Here is a 19410-nt window from a genome sequence, read left to right as displayed (position 1 = left end):
ATGAACGAAAGAATCTTAATAGCTGATGATCATTATGTTGTAAGAGCAGGAACAGCTCTCGTGCTGGAATCAGCGTATCCGGCACTTACGATAGACTTTGCAGAGGACTATAATCAGGTCACCAAGATGTTGAGTGCCCAGCGTTACGGGCTTCTTATTTTGGATATTGATATGCCGGGGACTCAGTATAAAAAAATGATCTCTGAGCTTAAAAGCATACAGAAAGACTTAAAAATCCTTGTCTTCTCCGGATACGACAAAGATGTTGCCATTCAATACATCAGAGAAGGAGCGGAAGGTTATCTCAACAAGCAAAGCAGTGAGGAAGAAATCAAAAATGCCGTGAAAACGGTTATTGAAAAAGGGTATTTTTATCCGGCAGAATTAATAGGCCTTATTATCCAGAATAAAAGAGACAATCCCGCGGAGAAACTTTCGTCCAGAGAATATGAAATTTTCAAGCTTCTGGCCGATGGAAACGGTAATCTTGAAATAGCCAACAGACTCAATATACAAATGTCTACGGTAAGCACCTACAAAAAAAGAATTTTTCAAAAGCTTGATGTCACCAATATAGCAGAACTGATTAAGGTCTATGAAATGATGCATTAACTATGGATCCGGAGGTTAATTGAGTTTTCAATTTCTAACTTCGTTTGATAAAGATGAGGGTGAATTTTGATTTTTACTTTCCGGATAGGCCTTCATTCCTAATAACCGACACCTATTATAACCATTGAGATAATGATTTTTAAATTCAAAAAATAATCAGGAAATTTACAGAACCTAAGATTTCTATAAACCACAGCATTGCAAATTGCGAAAATCATGAATCAATCTGAAAAAGCAGATCAGGGAAGCCGACGTTTCCGATATATAAAACTTTGTATTTTCTTTTCCGGGCTTTCGGTATTTGCACAGCTCTATCTTTTTCAGCCTATGTTGCCCATGGCAGCGGAGTATTTTAAAGTATCGGTTGGTGATACTTCCCTGCTCGTGTCTTCATCAACAATCGGTATGGCATTGGGATTATTATTTTTCGCTTTTAAAGCAGACAGCTATTCGAGAAAGGCATTGATGACCTTTTCTTTACTTTCTTCAGCATTGCTCACAATTATTTCTACCTGGATTCCCAGCTTAAGTTTATTAATTGCGATCGGAATCTTCAAAGGGTTTGTTGTTTCCGGCGTTTCGGCTGTGGCTCTCGCCTATCTTACCGAAGAAGTACACACAGCGGTCATAGGATCTGCTATCAGTATGTATCTGAGTGGAAATACAATCGGAGGAATGAGTGGAAGAATACTGGCTACGATTTTTGCGGGAGAATTCGGATGGCGAAATGCCGTTTTGCTGATCGGGATAGAAAGCTTACTCCTTGGGATTATCTTCTGGAAACTATTTCCGGAATCAAAATTCTTTAATCCCCAGAAAACGGATTATCACCTTAAAGTAAAACAAATGAAGTTCTTTCTGACGAATCCATACATGCTTCGTTTATATTTCATTGCCGCTTTATTAATGGGTGTTTTTGTAAGTGTCTACAATTATCTCACATTCAGGTTAGAAGCTCAGCCATTTTCTTTAAGTCATTTTATCATCGCATTTATATTCCTAATGTATATTTTCGGAGTTTTTGGAACTATGATCGTAGGACGGCTGTCCAAAAGATTCCGTATGAATGATATTTTGAAAGGTTCTATTTTGTTTATGCTGATAGGAGCATCTTTATTGCTTTCAGAAAATATTTACATTCTTATTTTCGGGCTTGGTCTTTTTACCTTATCCTTTTTTGCAGCCCACACCATGGCAAGTCAGATGACTGCCCTTTATGCAAAACGCGGAAAATCTTCGGCAACTTCTATTTACTGGCTGTTTTATTATTTCGGATCCAGTATTTTAGGAAGCGGCACAGGATATCTTCTTCATGCTTATGCATGGACCAGTTTCATTGCTGTTCTTCTTTTTTCCATTATAATTGCCCTTTTATTAGCCACTGCCAATTCTTCTTCGCAAGAAAAAAAAGCTTTCTGATACCACACCGATACCATGTTTTTAAATACCAACAAATGACTGCAGCCTGCTGTACCTCGGTATTTTAACATAATATTAAATATTATATGTAAAAAATTAACCTAATCTTCACTGAAACACCCTCTTACACTTCGATGCAAGGCATAGTATTTGCTATTTTATAGACTACCATATCATCCTTAAAACATCAAAATATTATGAACGTTGCAGATCTTAAAATCAAAAACTTAGTCGAGTACAAAAATCAGATTTATACGATCACTGAAATTTTTCAGAGTATAGAACAGGCATATTTTGTTCAAATTGAAAATGATATTCACAGTATCTCAGTTCCGGCAGATACTATTAAACCCATTAAAATAACGGAAGAATGGCTTGAAAAGCTTGGGTTTTCAAGAACATACAGTTCGGATCAGAGAATACGATACGAAAGACCGGAAGCATTCATCAAGTATGATATAGACCTAAGCTCCAGAAAAATACTGGAAGGATTGAAAATATACGGGAATGCTATCAAATGTAAATATATTCACGAGTTTCAGAACATCTTCTCGTGTTTGTTCGGAAAAGAACCGGCTTTGCATTTTGGTTATCTGAAGACAGAATCGTAATTAAATAGTTCTTAGTTATTGTGGAAAACCACAGCTTATTCAATAGGCTGTGGTTTTCTTTTTACCATGGTAATGAGAAATACACAATAGGATAAGAACTTCCGAAAAATTCACCATTCATACGTCATTCATTTCGTGCATATTTGTATAGATAAATATTTTTTTAAAGTACCACTGAGTGCAATAAAGAAATAAACCACATAAAAAACATTCAAAATGATTATAAAGATTATTAACTCCATACTAATACTGATCGCTGTTTTCATGGGCTTTAAGCAAGGGATTGCTATGTTTTCCGGAAAACCTGAAATGACTGAAATGTTTGGAAAATGGGGTTTTGACAAAACAGGACTGATGATTAACGGCGCTGTTACAATCCTTGCATCCATCCTGATTTTATTTCCTAAAACATTTATCTGGGGAAATTTTTTAATGGCTGCCGGAATCTTATTAATTATCTGTTTTCATCTCATGAATAAAGATATCAAAGGAGCTATGATTGAACTGCCATTTCTCTGTTTAAACTTGCTTATCATTTATCTTCAACACCCTCTTAAAAACTAACCGCGTATGAAGAAATACAGCATCATCACAATATGTACCATAAGCCTTTCATCTTTGGCTTGTGGACAAAATACAGGTAAAGAACAAAAAAAATCAATTCAAATCTCAAAAAAACAACACAATATGGATCTATCAAAAATCACAGATACTACAGTACAACAAGCCATAGAAGCACTTCAAAGCGGAGACAAAAGCTGGTACAGTTTCTTCATTGACAGTCCAGCTATGACTGATGACGGCAATACAGTTGATTTTAAGTCTTTTTTTGCTAAAGCGTTAGGCAAAGAGATGTTTCTCACCATAGACAGGGTAGAAAATAACGGAAAAGATGTTTATGGAGATTTTAAGGCAGGACAATGGGGTACATTTCCTGTATTTTTCAAATTTCACAAAAATTTTGAAGGGAAATTTGAAAGGCTCGACATAGGACAGGCAAAGTGACAATATGCTTCTAAAGCCAGTTTATTTAAAAAAGAGAACAAAAACAAAGAGAGACTATGAGGGAGTCTCTCTTCTTTTATGCACGAAAATAAACAAATCGTGTCGTAATGCTAATGAAGATTGCTTTACTTATTACTTTTAGCTTTTGAAGACCAGCTTATTGGCTAGTTTTAAAGTGTAAGAGTTTTTTACTTTAGTTAAATGATATTTTCCTTTCTTATACACTACCGCTTTCTTTGAATTTACTTTATCCAGTATAAGACTTCCTTCTGATGAAGGTAAAAATAATTCTGCTTTCTGCTCATCTTCACTAAAGATTACCGTAGCGTTAGAAGTATATGATTTTTTAGAGTCTACTTCTTTCAATTGGATTTTTTGCTCAAAAAGACGAATACAATCATTTTTCAATACTGAAAACGTAAAGCCTGCAGATCCTTTACATCCATGCTTATCTTTATCAGAACCTACTCCACCTTTAGGGACAAGCTGAGCAGAAACTGTTGATGAGAACAAGACAACAGTCATTGCTGTGATTAATAATTTTGCGTTTTTCATATGTTTAATGTATTTTAAATAATTACTAAATATAAGCTTATTTCCCTCTTCTAAGAACTATTTTTCAATTAAATTATTTCTCTTTTCATCACTTACTTTTATCATGAATCTTTTACAATAAAGAGGGGTCAAATCATTGTGTGTTTTTAGAATCTTTAGTTTTTGGTATATATTTTTTTGCCCCTCTTTTGATTTTGCAAATTTTAAAAACTTATCATAAATAACAACAACATCATCATACTACATACATACCTCATTTGCTGCTACATTGATAAAAAGGGCTTTTAAGCAGTATTTTACTATTATAATAACGTAAGGCTGTATTGTAATCTTTTACTGCGTAATAATAGTCTCCATAAGTAAGGTATACAAAGCCACTCTGAACATTCACCTTTCCGGTATTAACAATTCTGGCCGAAGCTTTCTGAAGATAGATCAGAGCCGAATCTAATCTTTTCGTATAGGATAAATGATGTTTAGCCAAAAGTGTGTTCAACAAAACTCCCTGACTATCAACCATTTTTCCTTTTTGCAAATAAATATAAGCAGAATCCGGATTGTTTGCCTTGTATAAAAATTCAGCTCTATTCGCATATAACCTATATAAATAAAACTTTCTTCTCTCCTGATCAGAGGTACTTTTCAGATAATATAATCCTTTTGCATTGAACTCAAGGGCACTTTTATACAAACCAATGACACCATTTAACTGGCCGTGTTCCTGATAAAGTCTGGCTTTTAATACAGGATTGTTTATTGTTTTCAGTTCTTTCTCCGCTAAAGAAAGGTAAGATAAGCCCCTTTTATAGTTGCCGATCGTTGCTGAAATATTGGAAATATTGATATAGCAAAGAATAATACCTTCCTTGTATTTTTTTTCTTCCGCTATGTTTAAATAATCTTTATTAAGTCTTACTAAATTTTCATAATCCCCCTGAATACGAAGCGATTCGGTTTTTTTGAGTAACAGACTGTCGAATTGTTTGGGAGAGAAAGAACCCTGTCCATATAATCCGGTAATGAAAATACTGCATGACAGAAGTGTAAAAAGTCTATAAAATAAATGGTAGAGTTTGTTTAATTGAGATTGAGGGGGGAACATGTTTTTATAATTTTTTAATATGGTAATTACTTTTAAATTTTAAATCTTTTGTCATTCAGATATTCATATTTGACTGTTAATAAATTTTCTCATCAGAATTTCAATATTGCATTACAAATAGTATTCCAATTCTTTTAAAAAGATCCTTTTCAACTGAAAAAGAAGCAGATACATCATTTTAAAACGTTAAAATTCTATTAAAAGTATGAGATTCAAAAGAATAAACAAAAGGTCACCTCAACATTGAAATAACATTTTTTCTCCTTTTTACCTGATCTTATGTTTTAATTACATAATTATTAAAAATGTTACTATTTTATTTTTTTAAATTCAACATTATAAAGACTTACGCCTGATAACAAAAATTCTGTCATTTTGTTGTTTTTGTCATATTTGAATAGCTGAAATAACAAATGGTTATCTTCCATTAAGAAATCATTGAATACTGCTTGGGATTCAGTCCAAAATGTTCTTTAAAAACTTTTGAAAAATGGCTTAAATTGGTAAATCCCATCAAATATCCCACTTCAGAAACCGCATATTTTTTTTCTTTCAATAAAAAAGCAGCTTCCTTCATTCTAAACTCTTGATAGTAGCTGAAAATACTACTTCCAAAGATCTGTTTGAACAGACGTTTCAGCTTTGTAGGACTCATTCCTGCTTCGGTTGCCAGATTTTGAATAATCGGAGGTATCTCAAGATGTTCGAGAATTTTTTCCTTCACTTTGTACATAGCTTCAACATCCTTACTATTCAGCGCATACAGACGTTTTTCCTCCCGTTTTTCCAGTTCCATCAATAAGTTGCAAATCAACTCTTCAGCTTTTACCCTTAGAAAAAACAGTTTAAAAGTCTCATCTACCTGCTCAGAAATAATCTCATCTACAATACGTTGTAAAGAGGGATATATCATTTGTTCAAAAAGAAAAGGCTGTGTATTCTGTAGAAGACTTTGTAAAAGCGGTGATTGCTCCGATGTCTGAAACAATCCGTTAAGATACGAAGCGTCTGTTTCTATATTAATGGTAGCGGTATTGCTGTGAATCGAAATAACTTCGTCAGTGTTGATACGGCTGGTTCCTATTAATACTGAAGGTAGTGCTGATATATATCTTCCTTGCTGTAATGTTTCAGTATCAGGAAACACATTCTGAAACTTAAAAAATATCATTTTCTTCGCTGTAGTAAGATCAGAATTCTTAATCTGTATATCTTCATTTAATTCATAATTACTGATCAACATTCTCATGTGTTGATTAAAAATGAATCCCGAGCAGTATCCGCTTCCAAACTGAGAAGGAATGATCAGTTTTCTGTCTTTTATTTCTGTTCCCAGTAAACCGGCCAGTTTCTTTAAAACATCCGGAACTGTTTGATCATCTTTTTCCATAAAAGTCTTTTACAGCTATTTTTAGGTCTAATATAATTATTTTATTCCTAAAATGTCTCGCAATTTTGTACTCATCAACAACATTATAAAAATTATGATCTTAAAAGATAAAAAAGTGGCTATTATCGGAGCCGGTCCGGTTGGACTGACAATGGCCAGATTGCTTCAACAGCAAAATGTGGATGTTACCGTTTACGAAAGAGATGAAAATCCTTCCGCCAGAATTTTTGGAGGAACATTGGACCTTCACAAAACCTCCGGTCAGAAAGCTATGAAAAAGGCCGGATTACTGGATTCTTATTACAAAATGGCAGTACCAATGGGCATCATTATGACCGATCAACACCTTAACATTCTTTCTACGAAACAAATAACTCCGGAAAATCAGTTTGATAATCCTGAAATCAACAGAAACAATCTTAGAAAAATATTACTGAACAGTTTGGCAGAAAATACAGTGGTCTGGGATTGGAAATGTACTGAACTTGAAGTGGGCGACGACAAATGGCTTTTATCTTTTGAAAATGGTTCACAAGCTTCTGCCGACCTTATCATAGTAGCTAATGGCGGAATGTCCGGCATCAGAAAGTACGTTACGGATACAGTGGTTGAAGATACCGGAACCCTAATTATTCAGGGCGATATTCCAAATCCTGAAACGGATTGTCCTGAATGGTATGCATTATGTGACGGCAAAAGATTAATGACCGCTTATCAAGGCAATCTGATTGTAATCAATCCCAATAACAATGGTGCTTTGACTTATGGTATTATTCTAAAAAAAGATGAAAACTATCCATTTAATCCAAAAGACACCAATACTATCCATGAATTTCTATTGGAACAATTTTCACAGTGGGATCCTCGCTATAAAGATTTATTTCAATCCACCTCAACTTTCTGGAGCTTGCCCACAAGAAAACTACCGTTGAGTACACCGTGGAAGCATAACCGCCCTTTACCCATTACACTGATAGGAGATGCCGCTCACCTGATGCCACCTTTTGCCGGCCAAGGCGTCAATATCGGATTATTGGATGCTTTAATTTTATCCAACAATTTAACGGACGGGAAGTACACCTCTCTTCAGGATGCCATTGCCAATTACGAACAGCAAATGTTTGTCTATGCTACCGAAGCTCAACTTTCATCATCCAAAAACGAAACAGAGATGCATGATCCTGGCTTTTCTTTTCAACAATTGATTCATTAATGACAAGCAGAAGAACTTATTCTGATGCCAGCCAAAAGCTATTCAGTATATTTAATTTTAAAATCTGTCCCTTTCTTAAAAAGTCAGTCGTTATGATTATGAATTAAAAATTGAATACAATGAAAGAATTCTTATTAGTCTTCAGAGCAGACTACAAATCTATACCTAAGACATCACCTGAACAAATGCAGGCTAATACCCAAAAATGGATGAACTGGATCGCCAGTATCGCTGCACAAAATAAATTGTCAGACAAAGGTAACCGCTTGGAAGCTTCTGGACAGGTTTTAAAATCGGGAGGGATATTGTCAGACGGCCCATACACAGAAATCAAAGAATCCATAATGGGCTATACTCTGATCAACGCAGATTCCCTTGAGGAAGCAACGAATTTATGTAAAGAATGTCCGATTCTTGTTTTTGGCGGAAGTGTTGAGATCAGAGAAATTAGTACATTATAAAATTGTACGTTTCGGAAGATGTAAGGCTAAAAAGGATTTTATATATTTGATTTTATCCTCAAATTTTGATAGGGTCTATTTATTATTGTTATGAATCCGAATGAAATAACTCCACATTTATTCAGAACTGAGTACAGTAAGATTGTTGCTGTACTTTGTAAAACCTTTGATATAAAACATATTGAAATTGCAGAAGATATTGCCAGTGAAACCTTTCTCAAAGCATCAGAATATTGGGCTATCCACGGGTTGCCTGAAAATCCGACGGCATGGCTTTATACGGTTGCAAAAAATAAAGTAAAAGATTACTTTAAGCATCTTGCCGTCATTGAAAAGAATATCAAAACTGAATTAAAAACAATAAAATCAGAACAAGAACAAATAATAGAATTTGACACCAAAAACATATCCGACAGCCAGCTGGAAATGATTTTTACGATCTGCAACCCTATTAATTCCCGGGAAACACAAATATGTCTCGCACTTCAGATTCTTTGCGGATTCAGTGTAGACGAGATTGCCAATGCATTTCTTTCAAAGCCTGAAACTATAAAGAAGCGTTTACAACGGGGGAAAGACGCGCTCAGGGCATATCATTTTAAAATAGAATCATTACAAGAAAAGGACATTCTTCTTCGTCTGGAAACGGTATTGAAAACATTATATTTATTATTTAATGAAGGTTATTTTTCCCGGACCCATCCTCTTTTAATCCGAAAAGATCTTTGTCTGGAAGCCATTCGACTGACACTGATTTTGATAGATCATTCCATTACCGATACGCCAGATACTAATGCTTTGCTTGCTCTGATGTGTTTTCAAAGTTCGCGGCTGGAGGCAAGAATAAATAATCAGGGTGAAGCCATTCTTTTTGATGAACAGGATGAAAGTCTGTGGGATCAGACATTAATAGAAAAAGGAAATTATTATCTCGTACGGGCTTGTGACACGAGCAATACCCAAGTCTCAAAATATCATCTGGAAGCCGCTATTGCCTATTGGCACACCTCATCATTAAGTCCCGATAAATGGCATGCTATTTTAGACCTGTACAATCAGCTTGTTATTATGGAGTACTCCCCTATTACTGTATTAAACCGAACCTTTGTATTTTCAAAAGTATATGGAAATAAGAAAGCCATTATTGAAGCTAAAAAGCTGAATCTAACTGAAAATGAGTATTATCATGGATTGTTGGGTTATTTATATACAGAAATAAATAAGGAGCTGGCGATGAAACATTTTGAAGAAGCTATTCGTCTTACGTCATCAAAATCAGAAAAGCAAACTTTGCAAAAACAGATCAATGGCTTAAAACAAACCATGTAACAAAGCCTCCAATATCTTTAATTTGGAGGCTTTTAATAATCACTAAATAACTTTTTGCACTATCTTATATCTTGATATAGCCGTCTTAATTGTTCAGCATTCACCTGAACAATATCACCATTTCTAACTCTATGTTTCTTTTGCAAAGCTCTTCCATCAACGGAAATGGCTTCTTCATTAATTAACCGATCCAGTGTACTTGAAGAAATCTTCAGACATGTTCTGATAACAGATGAGATTCTAAGATTAAAATCAAAAAGGTTTTTAATGGTAAATGTTATCATTTCATTACCGGAACAAATCGTGTCTTCTGTCCAAGTATCATCATACAGTATTTCATATTCAACGCTTTCCAGATCAGCGTCTACATTATTTTTCCGTCTTGTTTCATGGGAAAACGCATATTCCCAGGCTGTATTTGCATCATTTTCTGAAAGTTGATTAAACAATTCTTTGCTTATAGATTCTGTTCTGATCCTGGAAAACAAAGTCATATTATATCGGTTGTTACATTGTACACATCTGTAAATTAACCAAATATCTATATTTTTTTTCTGGGCATTTAATCTGAATTTATCGCTGCAACGGAATCTACTGCTATCACAGTGATTGCATTTCTTTTTTAGAAGAGGGGTATTTTTCACTTTCACCTCCCATATATGTTGACTCATGACTTATTATCGTGCTTAGTATTCTTTATTAAGTTTTAGATATTATGAGTGCTTTCCAGTTTATAATCAAAAAATTGTTACAACTGGACTCGCTAAAGCAATTCCTTTTTCAAGCAATGCAATTCATAATATGATTCAATGAAAACCTGTTCAGGTAGAATTACCTGAACAAAAGAATGATTAGCCTGTGGTTTCTGAGGCTAATACTAAGCTATAATAAGTTTAAGAGTCGTTCTCAAAACGAGTTATTTACTTGGTTAGTGTAAAAATAAACAATTTTATATTATGTATTTAAATTTACGTTTGGAAATTGTCTTTTCCATTTTGTTACAGAGTTTCTGCTTAGCGAAAAATATTGAGCCAGTTCTGTATTATTTAATTGATTTTTTCTCTGATAATCCAACATTTGCAAAATGTCAGACTCTGTATACGAACGATATTTCTGACTGCACTTCTTGGTAGAACCAAATATCCTCTGGTTTAGTTCAATTACTTCTAAAACTGATAAATGCTGTTTTTCCAACAAGTATTCACAGACATCTTTTTTATCAGGATATTTTTTGTTGATAATATCAGAGTAAATTTTCTGATAATCCGGGCCTATTTTTTGTTTCTGCTTATCCATTTGTGAAGGGTGGTTTTAGGGATTCTATATTCTTTTATAATCTGATATTTGTCTTTTTCTCCTGTCTCGATCAACTCTAATATAAATTCGATGATTTCCTGAGTATAAATGTTTTTTCTAAAGCTTGGTTGCAGTAATGGTCCTTCTGGACTTTTTTTATTGCCCATACAAGCCGATAATGAGGCATGTACGATCAAATGCTGAGTATATATCCTAAAGAAGTCATATTTTAGTAATTTGCTCCAACGCAGCAAGATTTCCGTATCTAGACTTTGAGCCTCATACATCACTTCTATTTCTTCTTCAGTACATTTAAAAAAATTACAGATTCGGGATATTTTCATTTCACTTTCTAAAACTTTTTGTTTTATGAAAGTGCCAATGTGTATATTTTTAAAGTTCATCATGTGTTCATTTTTTCAATTAGTATAAAAAGTTCAATAGAAAGAATTGTAAGCACGGGATAGTAGTATCCCGTACTACAAATCTTCTATCTTGTGTTTTTGTTTTTTATTTGTATATTTCGCAGAGTGAATCCTCATCACTCCATTTGTTCCTAAAGATCCAATCATTTTATATTCATATATTTAAGAATACCACTGTCCCTGATAACAGGATTGTTGCATTTATTCTACAGGTGCCTGAATTTTTTAGATAAGAATGGATATATGTACCCTCATCTTTTACCCTCAAATTTCGTTTAATAGTGAATTAATAAATAATTTAGACAACAACAATTTATATACATATGAAAATTTTAATATATACAAAACGTTTACAAAACAGACTTCACTACACAAAATAAGGCTTTGTGATAGATAATAATTAAGTAAACAAAGAATATTCTATCTTTCGATTATTATAAATCTTAAATTAGGAATAAACTATATTTTATATTTAAACAAACACAAACAATAGATAATTTTAAATCAATCTCTGAAAATGAAAAGGTATATTTCAATATTAATTTTGCTCCTTCTACCCGTCTTTTCTTTGGCTCAAAGTGATGTCGACAAAGATCAGCAAGAGTTGTACTCGTATTTATATAGTGGACAATTAGACAAGGCTAAAATGCTGATTGAAAACAATTTTTTGAAATCCGGGAATAAATCACGACAAATTATTGGTTACGCTTATCTTACACAATATTATACATTGACTGACGCAAGGAATAAAGATATCGAAGTAATAAATTCCATAAAGAAGGCAAAAAAAATTGCGACCGAAACCGGAAAGGAAATTGATGAAGCTTATGTTGAGTATGCTAATACTATGTATTATGCTAAGATCAATAAGTGGGATTTGTATGTTAAATCATTTGTAAAAAGCGTAAATATATTTAAGAAAAATCCCCATGAGAATTTTGTGCTTGCTGTACTTTATATAGGAAAGGTTAAAAACACCTCTATGAATCGTCTTGAAACTGTTAATCTTTCTGATTGTATTTTAGCCAATAAATTTGCTCTTCTATCTGGAAATAGTTTGCTGATTAGCGCTACCTATTATGACATAGGTACTTTCTACAATACCTTTGCTCCTAAACAGAAACACGTTGATTCCACCATTGCAGCTTATAACAAAGGCTTTGAAGTATCTTTAAAAATAAAAGACATTGAGGTACGGAAAAAAGTACAGTTCTATTATTATAATAATGTGGGAATAACTTACGCTAACAACAAAGAATATTCGAAAACACTACAAATTTTCAACAAGGGACTACAAACTTATGATTATAAAGATAAATTCTACATATGGAGTTTACTTACTAACATAGGTTACCTTTATGTTCTTATGCAGGATAATGATACGGCATTGAAATATTATCAAAAAGCGGAAATAGTGAGTACAGACAAACAAGTTACTGATCAAAATAGAATTGGACTCTACTTGAATATATCAAAATTATATGAAAAAATGCATCTTTTCGATAAGGCTTTAGTTTATGACAAAAAAGCCAGAGAAACTATTATCAAAGAAGATAAACGGCTCTATGAAAATAATACTAGATCTTTGGATACCTTTTACCAGACAGAGCAAGAAAAAAATATTCTGGAAGAGAAAAACAAATCTTATAAGAAGTATGAAATATGGTATATAAGCGCTATTATCTCTATAGTTTTAGGACTTATTTTGCTTTTCTTTACTCTCGATTATAGACAGAAACTCAACAAAAAAACAACCAGCCTTTTAGAATCAGAGAAACAAAAATTAAAAATGGAAAATGAACTTTTTATCATGAAACAGGAGCAGCTTCAGAGGCAAGCTCTGGCCACATCCATCCAACTGGAGCATAAAAATACGTTCATCAATGAACTGAAAGTAAATTTGCCAAAGGACAAAAAATTCAATCATTTGCTAAAGGATGAACAACTGATGGACAATAATTTCAACACGATCCGGGACATTATACAGGAAACTCATCCTAATTTTTTTAAACGTCTCAACGAACTTGCTAAAAACAGATTAACCAATCTTGATCTGAAATATGTCGCTTATATTTATCTGAATATGGATAACATCCAGATTGCAACCGCTTTAAAAGTAGATCCTAAAACCGTCAGCGTTACAAAATATAGATTAAAACAAAAACTAGGCGTCAGGAAAGGACAAGATTTGAATACCTTCATTCGTACCATGAACTATTAATTCCCAACGCATAAAAATCAAAATCCATCTTATAAGAAAGAAATTTTTTCATTTTTTACTCGCATACAAGCTACCTGAATTTTATCTTAACAAAATATTATATTAAAAAAAACAATTTATAGATAGTCTAAATTTAATCCGAGAAAATGAAAAGGTATATTTCAATATTAATTTTGCTTCTGCTTCCTGTCTTTTCTTTAGCTCAAAGTGATACAGACAAAGATCAGCAAGACTTGTATTCGCTTTTATTTGTAAGAAAATTGCCAGAAGCTAAAATTTTTATAGATAGTAGGTTTCTTAAATCTGAAAGCAGATCCAGGCAAATCATTGGCTACGTCTATCTCATACTTTATTATAAAATTAATGATGAGCAAGATGGTAATGATCAACTACTGAAAACCTTACAGAAAGCACAAGATATTGCAAAGGAAACTGGGAATGAGATTGATGAAGCTTATGTGGAGTACGCTAACACAATATACTATCAAAAAATAAATAAGTGGGACTTGTATATTAAATCATTACAAAAAAGTATAAGCATTTTTAAAAAGCGCCCCCATGAAAACTTCATGTTAACGCTACTTTATTATTCAAAACTTATGAATACGGAAGCCAACCCTCTTGAGAACAGGAATGTTACTGACTATACTTTAGCTTTAAAATATGCCCTGCAGTCTAAAAATAAATTTCTCATAAGTTCAGGCTATAATTTTTTAGGAGGCTTTTATGCCTATCAAAATAATACCGCAAAAAAATATAAAGATTCCGCAATAACTGCTTTTAACCAAAGCCTCAAAATAGCTCAGCAGGTGCAAAATTCTTATGTAAGCAAAAAACTGCAGTTTTTTTATTATACCAATATCGGATCAATTTATACCAATGATCGGGAATATTCCAAAGCTTTAGCAAACTATAATAAGGGATTACAGTTGTATAATAATGACAAAGACAAGTTTTATTTATGGAGCTTATTTAATAATATAGGCTATACCTATGCACTTATGCAGGATAACAACCTGGCATTAAAATACTATTTAAAGGCAGAGTCAATGAATGCGGACAAACAAATTACAGATAAATATAAAGTTAAACTGTATTTAAATATATCTGAAGCGTACGAAAAATTGCGGATGTTGGATAAAGCTTTAGAATATGAAAAAAAATGTAAGGAAACAATTATCGCATTAGATAAGCGACTATACGACGACAACAGCAAATCTCTGGACACTTTTTATCAGACTGAACAGGAAAAAAATATTCTGAAAGAAAAAAACATAGCTTACAAGAAGTATGAAATGTGGTATATCAGCGCCATCATTTCTACAGTTTTAGGACTTATTTTACTTTTCTTTACCCTCGATTATCGCAAGAAGCTCAACAAAAGAACAACCAGCCTTTTAGAATCGGAGAAAGAAAAATTACACATGGAAAATGAACTCTCTATCATGAAACAGGAGCAACTCCAAAGGCAGGCCCTGGCCACATCTATTCAGCTCCAACATAAAAACACATTTATTAATGAACTGAAAGTAAATATGCCTAAAGACAAAAAACTCAATCATTTATTAAAAGATGAACAACTGATAGACAATAATTTCAATACCATCCGAGATATCATACAGGAAACCCATCCTAATTTTTTTAAACGCTTGAATGAGCTTGCCAAAAACAGATTAACCAATCTGGACCTGAAATATGCAGCCTATATTTACCTGAATATGGATAATATGCAGATTTCAACAGCCCTAAAAGTAGATCCCAAAACCGTTAGCGTCACAAAATATCGGTTAAAACAAAAGCTTGGTGTTGGGAAAGGGCAAGATTTAAATACCTTCATTCGTACTATGAAATACTAATTTCTATCACATAAAAATCAAAATCCATCTCTTAAGAGGTGGATTTTATTGTATTTACACTCAAACCTTCCTATAATTTTTTTTAATTAAAAAAAGAACATTTTATTTTATAAATTAACTTTGATTTTGTATTAGTAAAATATTATATTTAAGAAACACAAATTATAGATAATATTTAAATTTAATTCCCAAAAATGAAAAGGTCCATTTTAGTCTTTATTTTATTGATATTCCCCATTTTTTCTTTGGCTCAAAGTGATACCGATAAAGACCAACAAGAATTATATGCGCTTCTTTTCAGTAACAAATTGGAGGAAGCTAAGATATTTACAGAAAATAGATTTTTAAAATCTGAAAACAAATCCCGACAAGTTATTGGCTACATTTATCTTGCCTATTATTATAAGCTTATGGATGAAAAGGATAGTAATGCTCAGTTGTTAAAGATGATTCAGAAAGCAAAAGACATAGCTGGTAAAACAGGAAATGAAATTGACGAAGCTTATGTAGAGTACGGCAATACCATCTATTATCAGGCAATCAATAAGTGGGATTTGTATATTAAATCTTTTGCTAAAAGTGTTACTATTTTCAAAAAGCATCCTCATGAAAATTTTATGCTTGCAATGCTTTATCACGCAAAATTTATTGCTTTAAGGAAAAATCATTTTGAAAAGAGAAATATTGCAGAATTTAGGTCAGCCATTAAGTTTGCTGAAGAATCAAAAAGCGGCCTTTTACTAAGTATAATTAATACTGATACAGGTAATTTTTATATTGATCAATCCGTCAGTACTCAAGATACAAAGTATAGTGATTCTGCCAAAGTTGTCTTTAACAAAGCTTTTGCGGCAACTTCACAAATGCCAGACTCTGACATCAAAAAAAGATTACAGTTGCTGTATTATTGCAATATAGGAGCTACCTACCTCAATCATCAGGATTACAACAAAGCCTTAGAATATTACAATAAAGGATTCCCTTTATATGAGGATGTTAAAGATAAGCGTTATTTATATACCCTTCTCAATAATATTGGCTGCGCCTACTCTCTTATGGGAGATAGCACTACTGCATTAGAATATTATTTAAAGACTGAAGCTTTTATTAATGATAAACAAATTCCTGCAGCATACAAAATTACGTTGTACAGAAATATAGCTGATGCCTATGAGAAATTACACAAGTTGGATAAAGCCTTAGCCTATCAAAAAAAATTGAGAGAGACCATTACAGAAGAGGATAAGCGATTATATGAAAACAATACAACGTCTTTGGATACTTTTTACAAGACTGAACAGGAAAAAAACATTCTGGAGGAAAAAAATAACGCTTACAAAAAGTATGAAATATGGTATATCGGGGCCATCATTTCTACAATTCTGGGACTTATTTTTCTTTTTTTCACCCTTCATTACCGTCAGAAACTTAACAAAAGAACAACAAAATTTTTAGAATCTGAAAAGGAAAAATTGAAAATAGAAAATGAGCTTTCTATGATGAAACAGGAACAACTCCAAAAGCAAGCTCTCGCTACATCTATCCAGTTGGAACATAAAAATACTTTTATCAATGAGTTGAAAGTAAATATACCTAAAGATAAAAAAATCGAGCATTTACTTAAGGATGAACATTTAATGGATCGTAATTTCAACACGATCCGGGATATTATACAGGAAACTCATCCTAATTTCTTTAAACGCCTTAATGAGCTTGCCAAAAACAAATTAACCAATCTTGATCTGAAATATGCCGCCTATATTTACCTGAATATGGATAATATGCAGATAGCAACAGCCTTAAAGGTAGATCCTAAGACCGTTAGTGTCACAAAACACAGATTAAAGCAAAAATTAGAAGTTAATAAGGAAGACGATTTAAATACTTTTATCCGTAACCTGAACTACTAACTAAATAATTCAAAACAAAATCCATCTAGCGCTAGATGGATTTTGTTTTGAATTCTATTTTTAAAATTTTCAATTCGTTTCAATAGGAGAAAGAGTTCAACATGATAAAATGTAAAAAATATTCATATTAATTGGCTGCAGGATCAACGAGTTCTGTTGTAATTCCTATAGATTTCAAAAGATTCTTGGCATCAAAAAGCAAGATTGTATAGTGATTTCCTTTTTTAAAAACCAGCTTTGAACCTCCTGAAAACTCACTGTCATCACCAAGTTTTTGAGTTTTAGTATTGTATTTACTGAATGTCGTTTTGGCTTGTTGTAATGTCGTTTTATTCAGAACAAGCCCATAAGGTAGCCCTTCAATAGCCAAAACTTTATGGTCTGGTACATCAAAAGACATTTCGTTAATCACATTATTTTTCCCAAGGCTGCAATACAATTCCAGCCCTGTTGCCGTAATCCACTTTGCATATTTTTCATCGTTGGCATCCTCATAAAAAATAGTTTTGGCATGAAGTGCTTTTGAAATTTTATCGGGGGTTTGTGGAAAAATAAATTCAGAATTTTTGTTTAATAAAGAATGTAAGTCTGCTGTTTTCTGCGAAAATGCTGTTACGCTTAACAATTGAAAAAGTACAGTTAAAAATAATGTTAAAGGTTTTATTTTCATGAGGAATAATTTTTAATGATTTAGGCATTAAAGATATTAAAATTAACCTGGCAAATAAAGGTGACGTAAAATATATCATGTGAAGAAGAAAATCATTTTTCAATGTTTATTAAAAATAATTCAAATATTTGTGAATATGATTCCAGTCATAATAAAACGAAAATTTAATGTCTAGCTTTGAATACCAAGTAGATCTATTTTAATTTACCATTCATATCCCTTCAACCTTCCTTATTTACCGGGAAGGTTGATTTATATGCGGTCAATATTCACTATTTATTAAAATCTTATCGCCATAAATAATGTAAATTTGCCCTGTCCTATTCTGTAAAGGATTGATTTTAGTTTAAAATATTATGAAAAAATTAGCAGTTTCTTTATTTGCTCTCATTGTACATACTGTCTGCCAGGCACAAAGCTTTGATATTATTCCATTGGGTATATACGGAGGAGAGCAGGAAGATAACCTATCGGCGTATCTGGTAGGAGCACCAAAAGGGAATGAATATCTTTGTCTTGATGCGGGTACCATCAATACAGGCATTCGAAAAGCCATTCAATTGAAAAGTCTCAACGGATCAGAAGAAACTGTTCTGAAAGATCAGATCAAAGGATATTTTGTATCACACGGTCATTTGGACCATGTATCAGGACTTATTATCAACTCTCCGGCAGATTCTAAAAAAAATATTTTCGGTATAGCTCCGGTACTTCAGATTTTGCAAAATCATTACTTCATCAACGATACCTGGATTAATTTTGCTGATCAGGGGCAGAAACCGATTTTAGGTAAATACCACTATAATGAACTGCAGGAAGGAGTAGAAATACCTGCACCTCAAACTCCGTTCTTTATAACAGGTTATGAACTCAGCCATGTGAATCCTTATAAAAGCAGTGCCCTACTGGTGAGAAATAACGAAAATTATCTGCTTTACTTAGGAGATACGGGAGCTGATCGAATTGAAAAGTCTGATAGACTTAATATCCTTTGGAACAACATCGCTCCGTTAATACAAAAAAAGCAACTAACTACCATATTAATCGAGGTTTCTTTCCCAAACAGCCAGCCTGAAAAATCATTATTTGGCCATCTTACGCCTAATCTCTTACTGGAAGAACTAGAAAACCTTAAAGAAAAAACAGGTCAGAAGAACCTGGAAGGGTTACAGATCGTGATCACCCATAGAAAACCAACCGGAGACAATCCTGAGATTATAAAAAAGGAGTTATTGAAAAACAATCCTTTAAAAGTCAATTACATTTTCCCTGAACAAGGTAAAAAAATAAGTTTATAAAATACCGGCCTTCCAAAGATTATGGAAGGCCGCTATT

The 19410-nt window shown here is 33.0% G+C and carries 19 protein-coding genes; 12 read left to right on the top strand and 7 right to left on the bottom strand.

Annotated features, from left to right (window positions below):
* The 5 genes from EG342_RS15965 (at position 1) to EG342_RS15945 (ending at position 3647) form a co-directional block, all read left to right on the top strand.
* Complete coding sequence (locus EG342_RS15965; protein ID WP_103294150.1) at positions 1 to 612, top strand: response regulator transcription factor; 612 nt, start codon at positions 1 to 3, stop codon at positions 610 to 612.
* A gap of 216 nt (positions 613 to 828) precedes the next feature.
* Positions 829 to 2031 (top strand): MFS transporter, encoded by a 1203-nt coding sequence (locus EG342_RS15960; protein WP_103294151.1) that lies wholly within the window; start codon positions 829 to 831, stop codon positions 2029 to 2031.
* 197 nt (positions 2032 to 2228) lie between these two features.
* The gene (locus EG342_RS15955) at positions 2229 to 2642 is read left to right on the top strand and encodes a hypothetical protein (protein ID WP_103294152.1); all 414 of its coding nucleotides are present in this window, start codon (positions 2229 to 2231) and stop codon (positions 2640 to 2642) included.
* Between the two features lie 216 nt (positions 2643 to 2858).
* Complete coding sequence (locus EG342_RS15950; protein ID WP_103294153.1) at positions 2859 to 3206, top strand: DoxX family protein; 348 nt, start codon at positions 2859 to 2861, stop codon at positions 3204 to 3206.
* Positions 3207 to 3212: 6 nt separating this feature from the next.
* On the top strand, positions 3213 to 3647 hold the full coding sequence (locus tag EG342_RS15945) for a hypothetical protein (protein ID WP_103294154.1): 435 nt from the start codon (positions 3213 to 3215) through the stop codon (positions 3645 to 3647).
* Positions 3648 to 3785: 138 nt separating this feature from the next.
* On the opposite strand, the gene EG342_RS15940 is transcribed toward EG342_RS15945, so the two are convergent.
* The 3 genes from EG342_RS15940 to EG342_RS15930 form a co-directional block, all read right to left on the bottom strand.
* The gene (locus EG342_RS15940) at positions 3786 to 4202 is read right to left on the bottom strand and encodes a hypothetical protein (RefSeq protein WP_246008638.1); all 417 of its coding nucleotides are present in this window, start codon (positions 4200 to 4202) and stop codon (positions 3786 to 3788) included.
* A 253-nt stretch (positions 4203 to 4455) separates the two neighbouring features.
* Positions 4456 to 5304: a tetratricopeptide repeat protein gene (locus tag EG342_RS15935; protein WP_103294155.1), complete on the bottom strand. Its 849-nt coding sequence runs from the start codon at positions 5302 to 5304 to the stop codon at positions 4456 to 4458.
* A 427-nt stretch (positions 5305 to 5731) separates the two neighbouring features.
* Complete coding sequence (locus EG342_RS15930; protein WP_103294156.1) at positions 5732 to 6694, bottom strand: AraC family transcriptional regulator; 963 nt, start codon at positions 6692 to 6694, stop codon at positions 5732 to 5734.
* Positions 6695 to 6746: 52 nt separating this feature from the next.
* Between EG342_RS15930 and EG342_RS15925 the strand changes: the two genes are divergently transcribed.
* The 3 genes from EG342_RS15925 (at position 6747) to EG342_RS15915 (ending at position 9697) form a co-directional block, all read left to right on the top strand.
* Positions 6747 to 7907, top strand: coding sequence for an FAD-dependent oxidoreductase (locus EG342_RS15925; protein WP_246008637.1), 1161 nt, complete (start codon positions 6747 to 6749; stop codon positions 7905 to 7907).
* 119 nt (positions 7908 to 8026) lie between these two features.
* Positions 8027 to 8368 carry a YciI family protein gene (locus EG342_RS15920; protein WP_103294158.1) on the top strand — a complete coding sequence of 114 codons (342 nt, stop codon included), beginning with the start codon at positions 8027 to 8029 and terminating at the stop codon, positions 8366 to 8368.
* A 90-nt stretch (positions 8369 to 8458) separates the two neighbouring features.
* Entirely contained in the window at positions 8459 to 9697 is a 1239-nt protein-coding gene (locus EG342_RS15915) for an RNA polymerase sigma factor (protein ID WP_103294159.1), read from the top strand.
* Positions 9698 to 9756: 59 nt separating this feature from the next.
* Here EG342_RS15915 and EG342_RS15910 read toward each other — a convergent pair whose 3' ends face one another.
* The 3 genes from EG342_RS15910 to EG342_RS15900 all read right to left on the bottom strand — a co-directional run bounded on the left by EG342_RS15910 (position 9757) and on the right by EG342_RS15900 (position 11400).
* Complete coding sequence (locus EG342_RS15910; RefSeq protein WP_103294160.1) at positions 9757 to 10368, bottom strand: DUF1062 domain-containing protein; 612 nt, start codon at positions 10366 to 10368, stop codon at positions 9757 to 9759.
* 283 nt (positions 10369 to 10651) lie between these two features.
* The gene (locus tag EG342_RS15905; protein ID WP_103294161.1) at positions 10652 to 10993 is read right to left on the bottom strand and encodes a transposase; all 342 of its coding nucleotides are present in this window, start codon (positions 10991 to 10993) and stop codon (positions 10652 to 10654) included.
* Positions 10969 to 11400 (bottom strand): transposase, encoded by a 432-nt coding sequence (locus EG342_RS15900; RefSeq protein ID WP_317126821.1) that lies wholly within the window; start codon positions 11398 to 11400, stop codon positions 10969 to 10971. The genes EG342_RS15905 and EG342_RS15900 overlap by 25 nt, the downstream gene beginning before the upstream one ends.
* Positions 11401 to 11935: 535 nt before the next feature.
* Between EG342_RS15900 and EG342_RS15895 the strand changes: the two genes are divergently transcribed.
* From EG342_RS15895 to EG342_RS15885, 3 genes are all read left to right on the top strand, one after another.
* The gene (locus EG342_RS15895) at positions 11936 to 13639 is read left to right on the top strand and encodes a LuxR C-terminal-related transcriptional regulator (RefSeq protein ID WP_103294162.1); all 1704 of its coding nucleotides are present in this window, start codon (positions 11936 to 11938) and stop codon (positions 13637 to 13639) included.
* A 146-nt stretch (positions 13640 to 13785) separates the two neighbouring features.
* Complete coding sequence (locus EG342_RS15890) at positions 13786 to 15495, top strand: tetratricopeptide repeat protein (RefSeq protein ID WP_103294163.1); 1710 nt, start codon at positions 13786 to 13788, stop codon at positions 15493 to 15495.
* A 194-nt stretch (positions 15496 to 15689) separates the two neighbouring features.
* On the top strand, positions 15690 to 17405 hold the full coding sequence (locus EG342_RS15885) for a tetratricopeptide repeat protein (RefSeq protein WP_103294164.1): 1716 nt from the start codon (positions 15690 to 15692) through the stop codon (positions 17403 to 17405).
* 127 nt (positions 17406 to 17532) lie between these two features.
* Here EG342_RS15885 and EG342_RS15880 read toward each other — a convergent pair whose 3' ends face one another.
* Positions 17533 to 18075: a hypothetical protein gene (locus tag EG342_RS15880; protein ID WP_103294165.1), complete on the bottom strand. Its 543-nt coding sequence runs from the start codon at positions 18073 to 18075 to the stop codon at positions 17533 to 17535.
* A 356-nt stretch (positions 18076 to 18431) separates the two neighbouring features.
* Between EG342_RS15880 and EG342_RS15875 the strand changes: the two genes are divergently transcribed.
* Positions 18432 to 19373 carry a 3',5'-cyclic-nucleotide phosphodiesterase gene (locus tag EG342_RS15875; RefSeq protein ID WP_103294166.1) on the top strand — a complete coding sequence of 314 codons (942 nt, stop codon included), beginning with the start codon at positions 18432 to 18434 and terminating at the stop codon, positions 19371 to 19373.
* Positions 19374 to 19410 lie beyond the last annotated feature (37 nt).

It is taken from the genome of Chryseobacterium lactis (assembly GCF_003815875.1).
Classification (GTDB): Bacteria; Bacteroidota; Bacteroidia; order Flavobacteriales; family Weeksellaceae; genus Chryseobacterium; species Chryseobacterium lactis.
This window is presented reverse-complemented; position numbering and strand designations above follow the sequence as displayed.